The sequence below is a fragment of the Gordonia malaquae genome (assembly GCF_037148075.1).
Lineage (GTDB): Bacteria > Actinomycetota > Actinomycetes > Mycobacteriales > Mycobacteriaceae > Gordonia > Gordonia malaquae.
This window is the reverse complement of sequence record NZ_JBBCUB010000007.1, coordinates 167,525-186,745: the sequence shown is the minus strand read 5'-3', so window position 1 is coordinate 186,745 and position 19,221 is coordinate 167,525. Positions and strand designations below refer to the sequence as shown.

Annotated in this window: 12 protein-coding genes; 4 read left to right on the top strand and 8 right to left on the bottom strand. The window is 66.0% G+C overall.

Annotation, left to right across the window (positions count from 1 at the left end):
• The 3 genes from WFK36_RS20895 to WFK36_RS20885 all read right to left on the bottom strand — a co-directional run bounded on the left by WFK36_RS20895 (position 1) and on the right by WFK36_RS20885 (position 4,031).
• Positions 1-915 (bottom strand): metal-dependent hydrolase, encoded by a 915-nt coding sequence (locus WFK36_RS20895; RefSeq protein ID WP_336794003.1) that lies wholly within the window; start codon positions 913-915, stop codon positions 1-3.
• Between the two features lie 9 nt (positions 916-924).
• Positions 925-2,691, bottom strand: coding sequence for an SDR family oxidoreductase (locus WFK36_RS20890; RefSeq protein ID WP_336794002.1), 1,767 nt, complete (start codon positions 2,689-2,691; stop codon positions 925-927).
• A gap of 86 nt (positions 2,692-2,777) precedes the next feature.
• The gene (locus WFK36_RS20885; protein WP_336794001.1) at positions 2,778-4,031 is read right to left on the bottom strand and encodes a pyridoxal phosphate-dependent aminotransferase; all 1,254 of its coding nucleotides are present in this window, start codon (positions 4,029-4,031) and stop codon (positions 2,778-2,780) included.
• 57 nt (positions 4,032-4,088) lie between these two features.
• Between WFK36_RS20885 and WFK36_RS20880 the strand changes: the two genes are divergently transcribed.
• Positions 4,089-4,949: an exodeoxyribonuclease III gene (locus WFK36_RS20880; RefSeq protein WP_336794000.1), complete on the top strand. Its 861-nt coding sequence runs from the start codon at positions 4,089-4,091 to the stop codon at positions 4,947-4,949.
• Positions 4,950-5,133: 184 nt separating this feature from the next.
• Here the strand turns inward: WFK36_RS20880 and WFK36_RS20875 are convergent, their stop codons facing one another.
• From WFK36_RS20875 to WFK36_RS20865, 3 genes are all read right to left on the bottom strand, one after another.
• Complete coding sequence (locus tag WFK36_RS20875) at positions 5,134-6,876, bottom strand: Ig-like domain-containing protein (RefSeq protein WP_336793999.1); 1,743 nt, start codon at positions 6,874-6,876, stop codon at positions 5,134-5,136.
• Positions 6,877-6,902: 26 nt separating this feature from the next.
• Positions 6,903-8,834: an Ig-like domain-containing protein gene (locus WFK36_RS20870; protein ID WP_336793997.1), complete on the bottom strand. Its 1,932-nt coding sequence runs from the start codon at positions 8,832-8,834 to the stop codon at positions 6,903-6,905.
• A gap of 270 nt (positions 8,835-9,104) precedes the next feature.
• Positions 9,105-12,398, bottom strand: a complete 3,294-nt coding sequence (locus tag WFK36_RS20865) for a (Fe-S)-binding protein (RefSeq protein ID WP_336793995.1) — start codon at positions 12,396-12,398, stop codon at positions 9,105-9,107.
• Between the two features lie 427 nt (positions 12,399-12,825).
• Here WFK36_RS20865 and WFK36_RS20860 point away from each other — a divergent pair, with 427 nt between their 5' ends.
• The gene (locus tag WFK36_RS20860) at positions 12,826-14,136 is read left to right on the top strand and encodes a hypothetical protein (protein WP_336793993.1); all 1,311 of its coding nucleotides are present in this window, start codon (positions 12,826-12,828) and stop codon (positions 14,134-14,136) included.
• Positions 14,137-14,222: 86 nt separating this feature from the next.
• On the opposite strand, the gene WFK36_RS20855 is transcribed toward WFK36_RS20860, so the two are convergent.
• The gene (locus WFK36_RS20855) at positions 14,223-15,611 is read right to left on the bottom strand and encodes a WS/DGAT/MGAT family O-acyltransferase (protein ID WP_336793991.1); all 1,389 of its coding nucleotides are present in this window, start codon (positions 15,609-15,611) and stop codon (positions 14,223-14,225) included.
• Positions 15,612-15,748: 137 nt separating this feature from the next.
• On the opposite strand from WFK36_RS20855, the gene WFK36_RS20850 reads away from it, so the two are divergent.
• Both WFK36_RS20850 and WFK36_RS20845 read left to right on the top strand, forming a co-directional pair.
• A complete protein-coding gene (locus tag WFK36_RS20850; RefSeq protein WP_336793989.1) occupies positions 15,749-16,363 on the top strand; it encodes a SanA/YdcF family protein in 615 nt (204 codons plus the stop codon).
• A gap of 31 nt (positions 16,364-16,394) precedes the next feature.
• Positions 16,395-16,910 (top strand): hypothetical protein, encoded by a 516-nt coding sequence (locus WFK36_RS20845; RefSeq protein ID WP_336793988.1) that lies wholly within the window; start codon positions 16,395-16,397, stop codon positions 16,908-16,910.
• 2 nt (positions 16,911-16,912) lie between these two features.
• Here WFK36_RS20845 and WFK36_RS20840 read toward each other — a convergent pair whose 3' ends face one another.
• Positions 16,913-19,075 carry an acyltransferase family protein gene (locus WFK36_RS20840; protein WP_336793986.1) on the bottom strand — a complete coding sequence of 721 codons (2,163 nt, stop codon included), beginning with the start codon at positions 19,073-19,075 and terminating at the stop codon, positions 16,913-16,915.
• Positions 19,076-19,221: the final 146 nt, after the last annotated feature.

Sequence of the window (19,221 nt, the reverse complement as noted above, 5' to 3'; positions counted from 1 at the left end):
TCACCCCGCGCGTCGAGCGCCCGGTGACGACGCCAGATAGGCGACGGCCTGCGCGGTGTCACCGATGTCGTTCGGGTGGAAGCCCGGCTTGAAGTACGTGGCCGTGGCCCACACCAGGCCGCCGATCTTCGGGAACAGTCCGCGTCGCGATTCGACGAAGTAGTCCTTGACGTACTTCGTGTACTTGGCGGGGACGCTCATGTCGTCGTACAGCGGGTCTTGGCTGTTGATGAAGCGGAACCCGCGGACCAGCAGAATCGCCAGGAACGGCATCGCGAGCGCCATCGCGCGTCCACGCCGGAGCGGGGTGTCGCCGAAGTAGGCTGCGGCGTCGTGCGCGACGGCCCGGTGCTCGACCTCCTCCGCGCCGTGCCAGACGAACATGTCGGCCATGTTCGGGTCGGCGCCGTTCTCGACCCACGTGCAGTTCAGGGCGAAATCGCCGAGCAGGGCGGTGTAGTGCTCGATCGCCGCGATCAGCCAGAGTCGCTCGATGAGGTGCTTGAGGTCCTGCTCCGGCGTCTGTCCTTCGCGCGGTCCGAGGACCTTGCGGAAGATCCACTCCATCTGCTCGATGTAGGCGGTCGCGTCCACGCCGTGGCGCGACAGCCAGTTCTCGACTGCCCGATCGTGCACTTCGGCGTGCATCGCCTCCTGGCCGACGAAGCCGCGCATCGCGGTTGCGAGCTTCTCGTCCTTGATCATCGGGAGCGCTTCGTTGAACGTCTCCACGAACCAGCGTTCGCCCTCGGGCAGCAGCAGGTTGAGCACGGTGATCATGTTCGATGAGACGGGTGCGCCCGGGATCCAGTGAAGGGGCGTCTCCGAGAGGTCGAACGCGACATTGCGGGCGTGCAGTTCCACCTCGCCCGGATCGGTCTCGGGGGTGGAACGGTTGGCGTGCACTGCGGTCATGATGTGGTCCTATCCGTTCAGCTTCTGACGTGCGGCGATGCGCGACGCCCAGGGGAAGAATCGGTACACGCGGTAGCCGAACTCGGCCTCCGGCGTCACGGGCACGACGGCCTTGTTCGAGACGACGGCGTCGACGATCTGACGTGCTACGCGGTCGGGTGTGTAGTTGCGCTTCTCGTAGAAGCCGTCGATCTTGGCGCGGGTGGCGTCCTCGTCGGCGGCGCCCGCGAACTGGGTGGTGCTGGTGATGTTCGTGTGGACGATGCCGGGGCAGATCGCGCTCACGCCGATGCGGTGCTCGGCGAGCTCGGCACGCAGACTCTCGGAGAACATGAGCACGGCGGCCTTGCTCGCCGAGTACAGGCCGAGGTCGCGGGACGGGGTGAACGCCGCTGCCGACGACAGGTTGACGATGTGACCGCCGGTTCCGCGGGCCACCATCTGGCGGGCGAAGGCCCGGCTGCCGGAGATGACACCGCGGACGTTGATGTCGAAGAGGCGATCGAGCTGCTCGTCGGTCGCGGCGAGGGCGCTGCCGGCGAGTGCGATACCCGCGTTGTTGATCACGATGTCTGGAACGCCGTGGCGGGCGCGGACGGTCTCCGCGAACTCGTCCACCGCGGCGACCTTCGAGACGTCGAGTTCATAGACGTTGGTGAGCACTCCCTTCGCCTTGCATTCGGTGGCCGTCTCCTCGGCACTGGCGACGTTGATGTCGGCGAGGACCACCTCGCAGCCGAGAGCAGCCAGCGCGTACGCCGTCTCGCGTCCGATGCCGCTGCCTGCGCCCGTGATGACGGCGAGCTTGCCCGTGAGTGCGAGCGGCTTGCCGAGCTGACGTGCGCGGTCGATGGTGTTCGGGGCGCTCGAGGTGCCGTTCTCGACGAAGTCGATGAACTCACGCGCCGTCTCCGCCAGGTAATCGGGATTCGTATAGGGCAGCCAGTGCCCCGATGTGCCGCTCTTGCGCCACAGCTTCTCGGCGTGGGTGTGGGTCAGGTCGAAGATCGCCGGGCGCAGCGCGATGTCGCGGTCGTTGACCACCTCGAGAACTGGGACCTTCGTCGGACGCGGCTCTGGGCGGGCGAGCTTGCCGCGGATGTTCGCGCGGTACAGCTTGAGTCCGGAGATCATGTCCTCGCGCAGCGTCGGGGCGAACGACACGTTCTCGCGAGGAGTGCCCTCGATGGTGTGGAGGAACTCGGTCCAGACCTTCTCGGAGCCGAAAGCGCGGAAGAACGCATCAGAGACGCCGGGGATCTGGAAGAAACCGGTGTATGCAGACGACGCGACCTGCGACAGTGCGCGACCGATGTTGCCGGGAGTCGGCGACGCGAGCTGGGCACGAGCCCATTCGCTGAGGAAGTCGAGGTTCGGGCCCGATACCGAGGTGAACGACTTGATGCGCTTCTCGGCGTCGGGGGTGGTCACGGCCTCCCACGTCTGCACCGAACCCCAGTCGTGGGCGACGACGTGTGCACTGCCGCCGTCGGTGACGGCGTCGATGACGGCGAACAGATCCTCCGCCAGGCCAGGCAGTGCGTATGACGGGACGTCGGTTGGACGGTCGCTCTCACCGAAGCCTCGCGTGTCGTAGGCGAAGACCCGGTAGTGCTCGGCGAGCTGCGGGGCGATGCGGTCCCAGAGGTGATGCGTGTCCGGCCACCCGTGCACCAGAACCACCGCGGGGCGGTTGGTGTCGGTGGTGTCGCCGTACGAGAACGTCGCGATCCGCACGGCGCCTGCCGTGATGTCGGTGCGCTGCCAGTCCGTCATGTGTCGTCTCCGATCGTGCCATTGTTCGTTGACACGGTACCACCGGTGACACACAACACGCTAACAATTGTTAGCGCGAGTTTCGACTACTGGCGGTACGACGCCAGGAAGTTGCCGATCCGCTCCACAGCGTCCGCCAGGTCACGAGCCCACGGCAAGGTGACGATCCGGAAGTGCTCGTTGTCGGGCATGTTGAATCCCGACCCCTGGACCACGAGGATCTTCTCCTGCAGCAGCAGGTCCTGGACGAACTTCTCGTCGTTGTGGATCTCGTGGACCTCGGGGTCGAGGCGCGGGAAGGCGTACAGCGCACCCATCGGCTTCACGCAGCTCACGCCGGGGATCTCGTTGAGCTTGTCCCACGTGATGTTGCGCTGCTCCAGCAGCCTGCCTCCGGGGAGGACAAGATCGTTGATCGACTGGTAGCCGCCGAGCGCCACCTGAATGGCGTGCTGCGCGGGGACATTTGCACACAGTCGAGTCGAAGCGAGGATGCCCATGCCCTCGATGAGGCCGCGCGCGTGGTCCTTCGGTCCGGTCATCACAACCCATCCCGCGCGGTAGCCGCACACGCGGTAGGCCTTCGACAGTCCGTTGAACGTGAACACCAGCAGGTCGGGGGCCAGCGACGCGACGTTGATGTGCTCGGCGTCGTCGTAGAGGATCTTGTCGTAGATCTCGTCGGCGAGGATCAGCAGGGAGTGCTTCCGCGCGACGTCGACGAGCTTCTGCAGCACCTCGCGTGAGTAGACGGCGCCCGTCGGGTTGTTCGGGTTGATGACGACGATCGCCTTGGTGTTCGGCGTGATCTTCGACTCGATGTCCGCGATCGACGGATTCCAGCCGTTGTCCTCGTCGCACTTGTAGTGCACAGGGGTGCCGCCGGAGAGCGCCGTCATCGCGGTCCACAGCGGGTAGTCGGGAGCCGGGATCAGGACTTCGTCGCCGTTGTTGAGGAGCGCCTGCATCGTCATCGTGATCAGTTCGGACACGCCGTTGCCGAGCAGGACGTCGTCGACGTCGAAGTACGGGAAGTCGGGGATCAACTCGTAGCGGGTCACCACGGCGCGTCGGGCCGACAGCACGCCTGCCGATTCCGAGTAACCCTGCGAGTAGGGCAGCGCATGGATCATGTCGCGCAGGATCACGTCGGGCGCCTCGAAGCCGAAGATGGCCGGGTTGCCGATGTTCAGTTTGAGGATGCGGTGCCCCTCTGCCTCGAGTCGCGATGCGTGCGCATGCACCGGTCCGCGGATCTCGTAGCAGACGTTCTGCAGCTTCTCGGACTGCTCGATCGTCCGCAGATTGAGGTTCTGGTGCGACACATGGGGGCGGCTCATGCGTACATTCTGTCAGCCGAAGGCAACCGATTATGCGCCAGCGTGCATTGTTGTGGCGTGGGTTTCACTGTCACTTCGTTCAACGTCAACGGCATCAGAGCCGCGCGACGCCGCGGGTTCGACGACTGGCTGGCCGACCGCTCGCCTGACGTCGTCGGACTTCAGGAGCTGCGTTGTCCGGCGTCGGAGGTCGGCGAGTTCCGCGGATACTCGGCGGCGGTGGACGTCGGGTCGATCCCCGGCCGGAACGGCGTCGCACTGCTCACTCGCCACGAACCGGCCGCAGTGCGGTCATGGGCTGCCGTTCCCCCGAAGGCTCGTGGTCTCGGCGCATACTCCGACCACGGGCGCTACATCGAAGTCGACCTCGCCGATCGGCCGCTGACCGTAGCCTGCCTCTACCTGCCGAAAGGCGGCCTGCCCGTGCACCTTCAGCGCCCAGGCGGGATGCGTGCAGAGATGGACGGCGGTGCGAAGTACGAGCGGAAGATGGCGTTCCTCGACGGATTCGCGCGGGAACTCGACCGGAACAGGCTTGCCGCGGCGCGGGCCGGGCGTGACTTCACTCTGATCGGCGACCTCAACGTCGCCCACGTGGAGCACGACGTCACCAATTGGCGCGCGGCGCGGAAGATGGAGGGATTCCTGCCCGAGGAGCGCGAGTGGTTCTCGTCGTTGCTGTCGCCGAGGCGTCTGGTCGACGTGGTCCGGCAGATCCACGGCGACCAACCGGGGCCGCTGACGTGGTGGAGTTGGGCGGGGGAGTCGTTCAGCAAGGACGTCGGCTGGCGAGTGGATCACCAACTGGCCTCGCCGGCTCTCGCCCGCCGCGCCGAAGCCGTGTGGGTCGACAAAGAGCCCTCGCCCGATGCCCGACTGTCCGACCACGCTCCGCTCTCGGTCCGCTACCGCGACTGACTGACGGGACCTTTCGACCCGCACGCTCGCTCAAGGAGCAGAGGTTTGAGCGGACCGCGGAGAGATCCCACTGCTCGTTGAGCGAGCGAAGCGAGTCGAAGCGTCCGAACTAGATTCGCGGCCCGACGACGACGGCCCCGACACCGTGAGGTGTCGGGGCCGAAGTCGGTTCGCCCAGAGTGGATCAGCTGCCGAAGATGCTGTCCAACGAACCGTTTCCGCCGGGGTTGGTGCCGGGATCGGTCGGATCCTGTCCGCCGGGCACGGTCAGCGTCTGGGGATCAGAAGCCGAGTCGATGAACCCGTTGTCGGCCTTGAACTGAGCACTGATCGCAAACGTGCCGCCGGTGGCGAACGTCGTGGTCAGAGTCGCGACGCCGTTGACGACCCGGACAGGGCGTCCGATGGGATCGTCGCCGATCTTGAACTGCACGGTGCCGTTCGCGTTCGACGGGTCGACCGTCGCCTTCAGAGTCACCGACTCGCCCTTGTTGACCGTGCCGACCGGAGCCAGTGTGGTCGTGGTCGAGACCGAGGCCGCCGGGGCCGTGGTCACGCTGACCGGGAACATCGGGGCCACCGAGCCGGCAACCCCCGAACGTCCTGAGTATCGAGCCAACACGCGGTGAGTGCCCGTCGTCGTGAACTTGTAGGGTGCGACAGCGGTGCCGTCGGAGCCGACGTTCGCAGTCGGACCGGGCGCGCCGTCCACGGTGAATGTGACGGTGCCACCCTGGACTGCAGGCGTGACCTGCGCAGTCAGGTTGACGTCCTCGTCGACGTACGCGTCGTTCGGACCGGTGGTGCGAACCGATGTGGCGACGTCGTCGGTCGTGACCTTGATCGTCTTGGTGCCCGACGTGGAGCCCTCGAATCCGTTCGTGCCGGAGAAAACGGCCTTCACATCGAAGTCGCCGTCGGTCTCGAACTTGTGCTCGATCGAGGCCTTGCCGTTCTCGACGTCGACCGGTGCGCCGAGATCGTCGCCGTTCAGCGAGAACTGCACGGTGCCGCCGTTCGCCGCGGGCGCGACGTTTGCGGTCAAGGTGGCGGTGTCGCCGTTCTTGACGGTGCCAGGCACGGCCAAAGTTGTCGTCGTGGCCTTGTCGGCTTGTTCGATGTTCACGGTCGCGAGGGGGCCCGCACCGTTGTTCAGCGGGCCGTCGGCGGTGGTGCGCGGTGTGCACTGCGCGGGAGCCCAGATCGTCCCGACCAGTGGCGCGGTGGCCTGCGGGAGGAGGGTGATCGGGTTGGCGTCGTTGCCGAACTCGCCTGCACTGCCCGCGGTTCGGAGCTTCAGGCTGATCTGGCCGGAGGGGCCGGCCTTCAGGCGCGCCTTGACCTGCGGGAGCTTGAACGTCGTCGAGTCGCCGCTGCTGCCGACGTTCTTGGCGACGATGCCCCCGGATGAGCTCTTGTTCGAACTGGGACCGTTTCCGATCGTCTGGTTGTTGCCCGAGAGTCGGATGATGGTTCCATTGGGATCTACGGTCCCAGACTCATTGACCCGCAGCATGTTCGGCGCGACACCGCTGAGGCCGATACTGGTCCCGGCGATCACATCCGCGCCGAGGAACTGGGCGTTGTCCGGCACCATGACGTCGATCTTGATGCGAGACGACTCCTTGACAGTCGCCGTGATCCCGGAGGCGGTGATCCCATTGGGGATGGTGATCGGCGGCGGTGCGATGATCACGTCGAACTCTTGGCCGGGTTCGACGGTCGCTGGGGCCGTCACCTCGATCGGGGCACCGGGGTTGCCGATGTTCTGCGGTCCGCCCGCCAGCGACGACGACGGTGTCGCCTTGCACATGACGTCGAAGACGGTGGTGGTGGTTTCTGCGTTCGCGGGCACGGTCGGCACGACCGTGAGCCCGGCGAGGGTTACTGCGCCGATCGTGACGAGTCGGCGGGTTCTCTTCTGCACGAGAATCTCCTAGTGGAAGGTGTGGGCTAGCTGCCGAAGATGTTGGAGAGCGAGCCGTTGCCGCCCGGGTCGACAGGAGTGGACGCGGTGGTCACCTTGACCACGGTCGGGCCCGACTCGGAGCCGCGGTTGTTGCTGTCGCCCAGGTACTCCGCGGTGATCGCGAACGTGCCTTCGGCGTTGAACGTGTAAGTGAGGGTCGCGACGCCGTTCACGACGTCGACAGGCGTGCCGACTTCAGTGGTTCCAACTCGGAACTGGACTTTTCCGCCCGCGGTGCCGGGAGTGACGCGGGCGGTGAACGTCGCGGTCTTGCCGACGTTGGGTGCGCCCGCGACGGTCAGCGCGGTGCTCGAGTCGGTGCGGGTGTCCGGGTTACGGACGGTCACCGTGCGGGGAGCCGACTCGGCGGATGCGGCGAAGCCTTCAGCACCGAGGAACTTGGCGGTCACAGATGCCGAGCCCGCTGTGGTGAATGTGTGGGCCAGAACTGCGACGCCGTCTCCGGTTCCGACGTCAGCCTTGCCGACCGATGCGCCGTCGACGAAGAACTCGACCTCGCCGCCGTCGGGAATCGGACGGACGGTGGCGCGGAGCGCGGTCGACTCGCCGGTCACCGCGTCCATCGGGTCGATTACGACGGCGGTGGTCGCGAAGTCGGCGTCCTTGACGGTCACGGTCTTGGCGTCCGACTCGGAGTCGGCGAAATGCCCGGTGGCGTTGAAGACTGCCTTGATGGTGTGGCTGCCCGCCTCGTCGTACTTGCGGGTGATGGTGGCCTTGCCGTTCACCACGGGCTCCGGTGCACCGAGGTCGGTGGTTCCTTCTTTGAACTGCACGGTTCCGGTCGCCTCATCGGGGGAGACGTTCGCGGTGAACTCGACGTCCTCGCCGACCCTGGCGGCGGCCGGAACCGTGAGTGTCGTGGTGGTCGCAGTCTTCACAGTGACCGTCTTGACGGCGGACACAGCGTCACGGAAGCCTGCGTCGGCGGTGAAGACTGCCTTGATGTCATGGTCGCCGCGTGTGGTGAACGTGTGATCGAGTATCGCCACACCGTTGTGGACTGTGACCGGTCCGCCGATATCGTCGGAGCCGTCCTTGAACTGGACCTTGCCCTCGGCGTTGCTCGGGTCGAGGTTGGCCTTGAGGGCGACTTCCTGGCCGACGCCTGCATTGTCCGGCACATCGAGAGCGACTGTGGTGCGGACGGCAGGGTCCACGACTTCGGTGTCCGACAGCGCTCCACGCCCGTCGCCCGCGGCGACGCAGTACGTCGCGGTCTTGTCGACGACATTGCGCGTGTCGCCGAAGCTGATGCTCGTCGAGTCCGCCTTGATTGCGGCGGTGTCGTCGCCGGTTCGGATGCCCGTCTTGATATGGGTGCCCTCGGTCATCGAGGCCTTCGCGACGATCGCGATCTGCGGGGTCTTCCACTGGACGTTCTTGTTGACCTGCAACCCCTTGCCGGGGTCGTTGTCCTTGCCGTTGGGGCCGTTGTTTATCGTGAGGTGGCCATCGCCGGTGATGCGGAAGTACTCGCCGGCGGCGTCGACTTGGCCCGCGGAGTTCACTCGGAACAGTGTCGGAGTCTGGCCGCCGAGCCCGACGGCGGTGCCGGGGACTATCGCGGCCGATTCGACGGTCACGCCGGTCGGGACTTTGAAGTCGTACTTCAGGCGGCCGATGTTGGCGTCGGGCATCACCAGCGAACCTGCCTGCATCTTGATGGTGAACTGTTCGCCCGGCGCGACCGTGGCAGGCGCACTCACGACCATGGTGTCGTTGTATGCCGTCGTCCAGTCGGAGAACGTTCCGTCTACGGCACAGGTATGTGTGAACGATGTGGTTGTTACGACGTCCGCGGCGGACGCGGGTGATGCGGGTGCGAACGCGACCAGCGAACCGACCGCGGTGGCGATCGTCGCGACGGTCGCCGCACTCTTGCGGCTGAACATGAAGTTTCCCCTTCTTCGTGCGGGCGAATGCGACAGGGAGAGCGTCGATTCGGGCATTGCTGAGGAGAATCTAAGACATTCGACGACAGTGCTTGTTGCGCGTGTGACTGGAGTGATCATCTGACACAACCGTGTGCCAATTTGCTGTAAGTCGGCACACTTCCGACTTGATGAGTGGCGTGGAACACAATTGCGCTACCGAATGGGTGTCGATCGAACGAACGAAAAACGGCCCGGAAGCAAGTGCTTCCGGGCCGTTCTCCTATCGAATCACTTTGCGCCGGGACGCTTCTTTCCGGCTGCGATGCCAAAACCCTTCGCCTTCGACGCACCAGTCTCGGTGATCGTTCGCGAATCGGTTGCCGGGGCGGCTTCGGCCGCCTCGACAGCTGCCGGTGCTTCCTCGGCTACTCCCTCGGTCTCGGGTTCTGCTGCAGCAGGTGCCGGAGCAGCCGGAGCGGCAGCGGGTGGTTCCTGGGCTCCGCCGAAGGGCTTCTTGGCGCCCGGCTTCTTGAGGCCACCTGCCATGCCGAATCCCTTGGCCTTGCCTTCGGTTCCCTCGGTCACCGCGGCGGCCGACGGTGCGGCAGGTGCTTCCGGTGCCGGAGCGTCGGCTACGGGCTCCGCAGGTGCGGGCTCGGCGGCCGGAGTCGGTGCGGCTGCGGCAGGGGCTGCCGAACCTGGCTTCTTGGCGCCCGGCTTCTTCAAACCGCCCGCCATGCCGAAGCCCTTGGCCTTGCCCTCGGTTCCCGCAGTGACAGCAGCACCAGCTGGCGCTGCAGTCGCTGGAGCTTCCGCCGCAGGTGCCTCAGCGGCCGCAGTCGGAGCGGCGGCGGGAGCTGCGGTACCGGGCTTCTTGGCACCTGGCTTCTTGAGTCCGCCTGCCATGCCGAATCCCTTGGCCTTGCCCTCGGTCGCTGCGGTGGCCGCGGGTGCGGTCTCGGCAGCGGTCGATGCCGCGGCTGCGGGAGTTGCAGGAGTTGCGCCCGGCTTGGGTGCACCGCCGGGCTTCTTCAGTCCGCCCGGCTTCTTGAGTCCGCCGCCCATGGCCAGTCCACCGGCTGCAGGTGCGGCCGGTGCAGCCGCTGGAGCTGCGGCGGCCGCGCCACCCGGCTTGGGTGCACCGCCGGGCTTCTTGAGACCGCCCGGCTTCTTCAGACCGCCCGCAGGAGCGAGGCCGCCGGCCGCCGGAGCGGCAGCCGGCTTGGCAGCTGCTGGAGCAGCAGCGGGCTTGGCGGCGGGAGCTGGTGCGGCCGGTGCCTCGGTGACAGGTGCCGCGACGGGGATCGGGCCGAGGAACTGGCCTCCACGCTTGACCTGCTCACGACCGCGGTTGACGCCCTCGAGAATCATCTGCGCGACGTCGACGACCTCGACCTTGCCCTCGTCTTCAGTACCGCTGAGCTGGGCGGTCACGCCGTCGGTCAGCATCACGCGGCAGAACGGGCAGCCGGTCGCGATCTTCTTGGTCGTCTCACCCGCAGGTGCGGCCGTCAGGGTGTCGAGCGCTTCGTCGACGCGGTCGACGTTGATGCGCTTGCCGATCTGCTCTTCCATCCACATGCGAGCACCACCGGCGCCACAGCACATGGAACGCTCGCCGTGACGCGGCATCTCGGCGAGCTGGCCGCCCGCCGCGTCCATCAACTCACGCGGAGCGTCGTAGACCTTGTTGTGGCGGCCCAGGTAGCAGGGGTCGTGGTACGTGACGGCTTCGCCGCCGCCGATCGGGGCCACCGGGACGAGGCGCTTCTCGCGAACCAGGCGGTTCAGCAGCTGCGTGTGGTGAACAACCTCGTAGTCGCCGCCGACCTGTGGGTACTCGTTGCCGAGAGCGTTGAAGCAGTGTGCACACGTGACGACGATCTTCTTGCGCTGCGTCGGAGCGGTCGCGAAGAGCTCATTGAAGGTCTCGATGTTCTGCTGTGCCAGCATCTGGAACAGGAACTCGTTGCCCGCGCGGCGAGCGGAGTCGCCGGTACAGGTCTCGCCCTCACCGAGGACGAGGAAGTCGACGGCGGCGATGTCGAGAAGCTCGGCGACGGCCTTCGTGGTCTTCTTCGCACGGTCCTCGTATGCACCGGCGCAACCGACCCAGAAGAGGTATTCGTAGCCCTCGAACGACTCGACGTCCTTGCCGTACACCGGGATGTTGATGTCCATCTCGTCGATCCACGCGGTGCGCGCCGACGAGTTCTGACCCCAGGGGTTGCCCTTGTTCTCAAGGTTCTTGAACATGCCCGCGAGCTCGGACGGGAAGTCCGACTCGATGAGCACCTGGTAGCGGCGCATGTCGATGAAGTGGTCGACGTGCTCGATGTCGACGGGGCACTGCTCGACGCAGGCGCCACAGGTAGTGCAGCTCCACAGTGCTTCCACGTCGATGACCGCGCCTGCGGGATCACTGCCGAGCGATTCGCCGACGAGCTTGCGCTCGGCTTCCAGGCGAGCGGCCTCCGGGATCGCCGCGAGCTTGGCTTCGTCGACGTTGCCGTCGGCGTCCACGAGGCCGACCTCGTCGCCGCTCATGTCCTTGCTGCCGCCTGCGAGCAGGTACGGAGCCTTGGCGTACGCGTGGTCTCGCAGCGACATGATCATCAGCTTCGGAGACAGCGGCTTGCCGGTGTTCCATGCGGGGCACTGGCTCTGGCAGCGGCCACATTCGGTACAGGTCGTGAAGTCGAGCCAGCCCTTCCAGCTGAAGTCCTCGATCTTGCCTGCACCGAATGCGTCGACGTCGGGATCGGCGGTCTCCATGTCCAGGACCTTGCCCTGGCTCATCATCGGCTTGGCCGCGCCGAGGGCGACGCCGCCGTCGGACTCACGCTTGAAGAAGATGTTGGGGAACGCGGCGAAGCGGTGCCACGCGACACCCCAGTTGAGGTTGAGGCCGACCAGCAGCAGGAACAAGCTGCCCGACAGGAGCTTGACGACGGCGAACAGTGCCACCATCAGCGCACTCGACGGCAGCAGCTTGGCGACCTGCATGGTGAAGAAGTCCGAGCCCGCGTTCGCGTGACCGTACGTGGCGATCTTGCCTGCCTTGACGAAGATCATGCCCAGGCCCTCGACGAGGACGATGCTCTCGATGATGTAGGCGGGGGCGAAGCGCGAGCCGCTGAACCGCGACAGGCGACCTGGGATGCGCGGGTGGTTGATCTGCCGGATGACGATCAGCGTCACGATGCCGACCACGGTGCCGATGCCGAGGATCTCGTCCCACAGGTGCCAGCCGAAGGTGTTGCCGAAGATCGGCCAGTGGAACTCGGGGTTGATCGCCTGGCCGTAGGCCTCGAAGAACAGCAGGAAGCCGCCGAGGAACCCGATCATCACGAGCCAGTGCGCCACGCCGACGGTTCGGAACTTCACCATGCGCGTGTGCGCGATGAACTCCTTGAGCATCGTGTACAGGCGCTTGCCCGGGTACGCGAAGCGCCCCGAGTCGACCTTCTGTCCTTGGAAGATCGTGCGCGCCATGTTGGTCACGCCGCGGAGGAATGAACCCCAGCAGGCGATGCTGATCAGAACGGCAATCGATCCGATCACAACCGTGGTCGTCGTCATGGAAGTACCGGCCTTTCTTCAGGTCGTACCAAGACTCGACGTGAGCGGCCGATGCCCGCGTCGAAGTCGACGTTTTTCTCCTGGTAACCGTAAGGCTTCGGCCCTGCCCTGCGCCGCCAAGGTTTACCTAACTTCGCAGGTTGCAACGTGTTCCAGGTCTCTGGAGAGAATGTTACTCGCGAGTAATGATGCCGCCAAGTTCGGACGTTGGACCAGCAATCGTTGTTGATCAATCGATCAAGTGGGGCTGTCACTGTGCTCTCGGGCACAAATCCGTCCTGTGAACGAATGATTCATGCCGTGTGACTCGGGGCATACCCACGCCGTGGGCATAACCCGAATCACAGAAGTTACTGTCGGGTCAGGTCGTGTCCCCTGTATGCACGACATCCGTGTTCCGGACAGGAACTCCAGAGAAAGAGTTGACGTGAAGAAGTCGACAATTCGCAGGTCACTGGTGGCGGGCTTCGCCTCCCTGACCCTGGCTGCGGGTGGGCTGATGCCTGCTCCCGCTCACGCCGCCGAGGGAAATCCCGACCTTCCCTCCTACAGCTGCAATCCCGGCGACCCGATCAAGGGCGACTCGTCGCAGTACTGGTCCACCGACTGCTCGACGGCTGCTCCCTCCGTCATCGCCAAGGGCGTGGACACGATTCTCGGTCTGATCGCGCCGAACCTGGGCATTCACCTGGGTGACATGAACAAGGCGATCACCATTCCACTGGACCTCGGTGGCGGCAACCCGATGCTCATCTACCCCGGCAACGCCACGATCTCCGGCAGCGGCTTCACCTCCGCCATCGGTGCGGGCGGCACCGGAACGGCCATCGCCGACTACGTCCTGAGTGGCGCCATCGGCATCGGCGGCCTCGGCGGCACGGGTCTGGCGCACGCCAACCTGGGCGGCTTCGCCCTTGCTGCAGGCATCGGAGATGCGAAGGCCAACGCCAAGGCGCTCCCCGGCGGCATCGCGTTGGCGGTGGGCCTCGGTCAGAATGCCTCGGCCACCGCTCTGGGCGGCATCGCCGCCGCATCCGGTGAGCACGACGGCTTCACCGGAAAGGCGCAGACGATCTGCACCGCCGTCTACGGCACCGCGCAGGTCACCGATCCGACGACCGGCAAGAACGTCTCGTCCTGCACCAGCATTCTCTTCATCTTCCAGAAGTCGCAGGAGGGTGAGGGCCCGGTCGTCTACGCGATCAAGAACCCGCTGTCGCTCGCCCTGGGCAACCCGCTCAAGGTCCTCTCGGACTTCAGTGCGGTCCAGGAGGCCATGGGTATCAAGCTTCCGATCCCGAAGTCGGTCATGGACCTGCTCGGCGGCAACATCATTCCGAAGTTCTCGGATGACCTGTTCCGCATCGTCATGACGCCGGAGGGCCCGAAGTTCGAGTCGGACCTCTTCAAGCCGAAGGCTGACACCGCGCCGGCCCCGACCACTGCTGTCGTCGCCGACAAGAAGGCTGAGCCTGCCGTCGAGACGCCCGCAGTCGAGACGCCTGTCGTTGAGGCTCCGGCCGTCGAGACGCCTGCTGTCGAAGCTCCCGTCGTCGAGGCACCCGTCGTCGAGGAGCCTGCTGTCGAGGCGCCTGTGACCGAGGCCCCGGTCGTCGAGGCTCCGGTGGATGCGCCGGCCGCTGAGGCGCCTGCGGATGTCGAGGCTCCGGCCGCTGATGAAGCGCCTGCGGCTGACGATGCGCCCGCAGCAGCCGAAGAGGCTCCCGCAGCTGCGTGATCGATCCCTCAGTGGAAACACCTCGGCCACCGCGATCCATCGCGGTGGCCGAGATGTTTTTGCGCTCTCTCCTCCGGGAACGTGAGTCAGGCGGGCGGAAGGGCCTCGAGCTCGGTCAGCGTGGTTTCGAGGTGATCGAGGATGCGCTGAAGGCGGGGAAGCTCGGCTCGGGCACCGATGATGCCGAAGTTCGCTTTGCCCGAGACAGTGGTGACGGTGATGTTCATCGCCAAGCCCTCCATCGGGATCGACACCGGGTAGCAGCCGTCGAGACGTGCGCCGTTCCAGTACAACTGCTCCTCGGGTCCGGGGACGTTGGAGATCATCAGGTTGAAGCCGGTGGGTGTGTACTCGACGAATCCCGGGACAGTGTTGAAGGCGAGTGGCCAGATGGTGGCCGCGCCGAGGGCGAGCGCCTGAAGCGGACGCAGTCCGCGGACCGCCTTCTTGGCTGCGGTCGTCGACGCCTTGATCGCCGCGAGACGCTCACCCGCGTCGTCCAGATCCGTCGCCATCCGCACCGAGATCGCGGTGACGGCGTTGCCGTCGTCGTCGCCGTCGGCGTGCAGAGACACCGGCATCACTGCGACCAGTGATTCGTCAGGCAGTGCGTCATGATCGGAGAGGTACGTCCGCATCGCACCCGCGCACATCGCGACCACTACGTCGTTCAGTGTCATCTTCTGCGCTTTGCCGACTGCGCGGAGTCGCTCGACCGGCCAGTCCTGCGCGGCGAAGCGTCGTGCCGAACCGATCGGCACGTTCAGGATGGTCTGCGGTGCCTGCTGCATCGGCGCGAAGTAGTCCTTGTCGGTGACGCCCGCGATCGCGATCTTGGCTGCGGCCGGCGCAAGACCGACCACCTGATCGGCGATGTCGAGCACCTGACCCGCGGCTCCGGTGATCGAAGCGAGCAGTCCCTTGGGCTCGCGCTCGACCGGCGGCCGGCGGCGCTTCAATCGTGCGTCCCACACCGCGGTCCCGGTCCGGTCGGCCGGATCGGTCGACAGCGTCCGCTGCAGTAGTCGGAGTGCGGTCACACCGTCCACGACGGAGTGATGGACTTTCGTGTACAGCGCCACTCGGCCGTCGGCCAGCCCCTCGATGATGTGCATCTCCCACATCGGACGACGTCGGTCGAGCAGCGCGCCGTGGTTCAGCGAGACGTATCGAAGCAGGTCCCGGACTGCGCCCGGGCGGGGCAGGATGATGCGGCGAAGGTGATAGTCGGGATCGATCTCGTCGTCGAACGACCATGCCGTGTATCCGGCGAACTGGGCGGGTGTCGCAGGTCGTTTGAGGAACATCGGCGCCACGTCGGTGGCTGCGGCGAAGCTGGCGGCCATCTCTTCGGCGAGTTCCTCCGAGGTCTGGCCCTCGCGCGGTACGAACAACTGCAGTCCGCCGACGTGCATCGGCTGGTCGCGAGTCTCCGCGACCAAGAACATCGATTCCGTGACCGGCATGTACTGCATCGGTGGTGCGCCTCCGGGTGAGTGGTGCTCTGCGCGCTCACGCAGGCGAATCATTGTGACATACGGCACAGGATTCGATTCTCTTGCGGGTCGGTCGTCGGGGTCGCGTGGTCTGACGAAGTGACTACCGTAGACGGGTGCTCACTCGACGGATCAGCCTCTTCTCCCTGTTTTTGGTGATCGCGGCAGAGGCTCTGGTGATCACGACGTCGTCGTGGGTCTTGATCGCATCGCGCGGACGAGTGGTGGAGCCGACTGAGTTGCCGGATGACGCGCCGCGAACTCTCATCGTCCTCGGTGCGAAGGTCGAGGACCGTGAGGCGGGTGAATATGTGCGGGCTCGACTCGACGTTGCCGTCGATCTGTACCGACAGGGCCGGCTCGACCGGATCCTCAACTCCGGCAACAACTCCGACGATGCAGGCAATGAGGTCACGGTGATGCGGGAGTATCTCGTCGACCACGGTGTGCCGCCCGAGGTGATCGTCGACGACCCGCTGGGGCTCAACACGGCTGCGACATGCAGACGAGCGGCGTCCGAGTTCGGGATCGCCGAGGCGCTCATCGTCACGCAGAACTTCCACGCCGGACGCGCCGTGATGCTGTGCGACGCGTTCGGCGTCGCCGCCACCGGTGTGGTCGCGCCGTGCGGACATTGCTCGCTCTACAGCAAGGTGCGCAATCACCTCCGAGAGGCACTCTTGTCGCGTCCGCGCGCGGTTTTCGACGCTGTGCGTCATTCGAACGAATAGGCACTTCCGACGGTGGGCCTAGCGTGGTCGCATGACTACGCGGCGACCCGGCTTGCACGTGGCGGGCATGGCGGTGACCAGCGGTGACTGGCCGGGGACGCTGCTTCCGCTCCGTGCCGCAAATGCAGCGCTCGACGACGCCGGGCTCGGTCCATCGGATCTCACAGCGGTGATCCACGTCGGCGACCGCGCGGCGGCAGGCATCGCCACAGCGGTCCGGGACGGAATAGGCGCGTCATCGCTGGTCCGGACGTTCGACGTCGACGGCGGCTCCGCGGGCTTCGTGTCGGCACTGGCCGTCGGTGCGTCACTTCTCGCCGGAGGCTCAGCAGTCCTGATCACCGACGCCGAGCAGGAGGGAGCGGCGTCGGTGGTCCTGACTGCGGGAGAGCACAGCACTCGGCCGCCGGGTGGGCACGATCCGCTCGTCGTTCGTTCGGTGTCCCCGGTCCGGGCGCTGCTCGACAGCCGGACCGGCGGCCACGACGACGTCGTCCTCGTGGCACCGGGCTTCGACGGCGCGTCAGTCCGCTGTCTGTTCGACTGATGTCAGCGGGGCGCCTTCGTCGGCTTCCACCAGCCGGTGGCGCGCCCGAAGTCGGAGTCGAGGTACGGGATCACGCTGCGGACGATCGCCGTGGTCAAGTGGTGTGAGTCGTGCCAGACGAGGATGTTGCCGACCACTGCGGGACAGTAGCCGTCACGGCAGAATCCGTCGCTGTAGTCGAGGAACGTGATGTTCGGGTAGTCGGCTCGGATCGCGTCGATGGGGCTCACCGGCGACAGCGCACGGTCGCGGCTGACACCGCACACCTCGGGGCTTCGGCCTGCGGCGATGCAGTCTCGGGGCAGCATCGGGCCGTGGGTCCACGGTGTGTCGCGGAGGGCGATCACCTTCTGCCCCGACTTCTTGAACTGATCGAAGATGTCGAGGTAGCCGCGCGGCGTCACGTCGCCTCGGCCGTCGTCGACGGGTCGGGTGGCAGTGGTGAACACGACGTCCGGTTTGTCCTCGGCGAGCTTCGCCATGACGCGCTCGGTCCAGTCGTTGCATTCGGTGAGGATGCGCCCGTTGAACTCGACGGCGGCTTCGGTGCTGAGTGCACAGCCGGCCTTCATGTACGTGGTGACACGGAATCCGCGTTGTTTGCCGATGACGTCGATCGCGGTCATCCAGTGTTCGGAGTGCGACCCGCCGACCACGGCGATCGTACGTTTGGCGCGCTTGTTTCCGTACACGCCGATTCGGATGGACGGATCTCCGAAGTTGGAGAAGTGGGGGCGGTGATTGAGCGGCCAGTCGCCTTGGGCGCCCTCGGGGGTCGGCACCGGGTCGACAGCCGGGACGGGCACGTCGTCGAAGAACGCGCGTACGCCGGGGTAGAGGCGTGGATCGAGGTTGGTCGTGTCGATCTGTTGCTTGGACTCGCGGTACTGCCAGTAGCCTGCGCTGGCGAAGGCGAACAGCGACACGCAGACGACGAAGATCGCCATGAGCTTGCGGTACCGGGCGGAGAATCCGCCGCCGCGTCCGGCACGCAGGGGAGTCTCGACGTATTTGGTGGTGAACCACGCGATGACGACGGAGACCACCAGGATTCCGGTGCCTTCCAGGAACGACACGTCGTCCTGGAAACGCCATGTCATGTAGAAGATCAGCAGCGGCCAGTGCCACAGGTAGAGGGCGTACGCGATCGAACCGAGCCACACGATTCGCGGGTGCGCGAGCACGCGCCCGGTTGGCGACAGGCCCGCGTCCGGCGACGGGGCGGTCGCCGTGGAGCCGAGCCAGATCAGCAGGAGCGTCGAACCGGCGGGCACGAGGGCCATCGCCGCCGGATACTCCTCGACGCCGGCGATCCAGAATCCCGACGATGCGATGAGTGCGACGGCCACCACGCTGAGTGCCGACCGCAGCCACTGGGGCATCGCCAGTCGCGGCATCCAGATCGCGAGCAGGCCGCCGGTGATCGGCTCCCACAGGCGAGCGATGGTGTCGTAGTAGTTGAACGTCTGGTGGATGCCGTGGCGGTAGTTCGCCCACGCGAACGACACCAGTGCGACGAGCGCGAGCGATCCGCCGACGACCCCGGTGATGACCTTGGGCGTGCCGAGCGCCGGCCACCGTCGCGCGCCGAGCTTGAGGAGGCCGCCGAGCGCGAGGGCGCAGATGATGGTGATGAAGAAGAACTGACCCTGCATGGCCATCGACCACAGATGCTGCATCGGGCTGATCGCGGAGTCGGCTGCGCCGTAGTCCTGCGACGCGAACGCCAGGTGATAGTTCTGGTAGTAGAACGCCGACGCGAACAGTTCGCGGCTGAGCGGGCCCCACCTGGTGGTGGGCATCAACCACCAGATCAGGACGGCGATCGCCGCCAGCACCAGGAACAGGGCGGGGACCAGGCGCCGCAGCATTCGCGACAGCCTCGGCCAGGGGTTGATGGCCACCGACCACCCGACGTCCGACGGGTTGGTGGTGATGACGTGCTTGAGCAGGGAGGCGACGAAGAAATAGCCCGACAGGGTGAGGAACACGTCGACGCCGCCGGACACCCGCCCGAACCAGACGTGGAAGACGGCGACGAGGAAGATCGCGATTCCGCGGAGCCCGTCGAGGTCGAGCCGGTAGTCCGCCGACTTTCCGGTCGCTGCGGGCGTCAACGGAGCCTGCGGCGACGATGGTCGGGCACTGCTTCCGGCGTTCGTCACAGCCCGGATGCTACGTGCATCGACACGCCGATTTCCATTTCGGCGTGGCGTGTCGAGTTGCCAGAGCATGCAGATCCGGTGCTGGCGTAATTCGACATATGCTCACGCGGAACGTCCCTCGGAGGGCAGGATGAGACCGTGGTCAC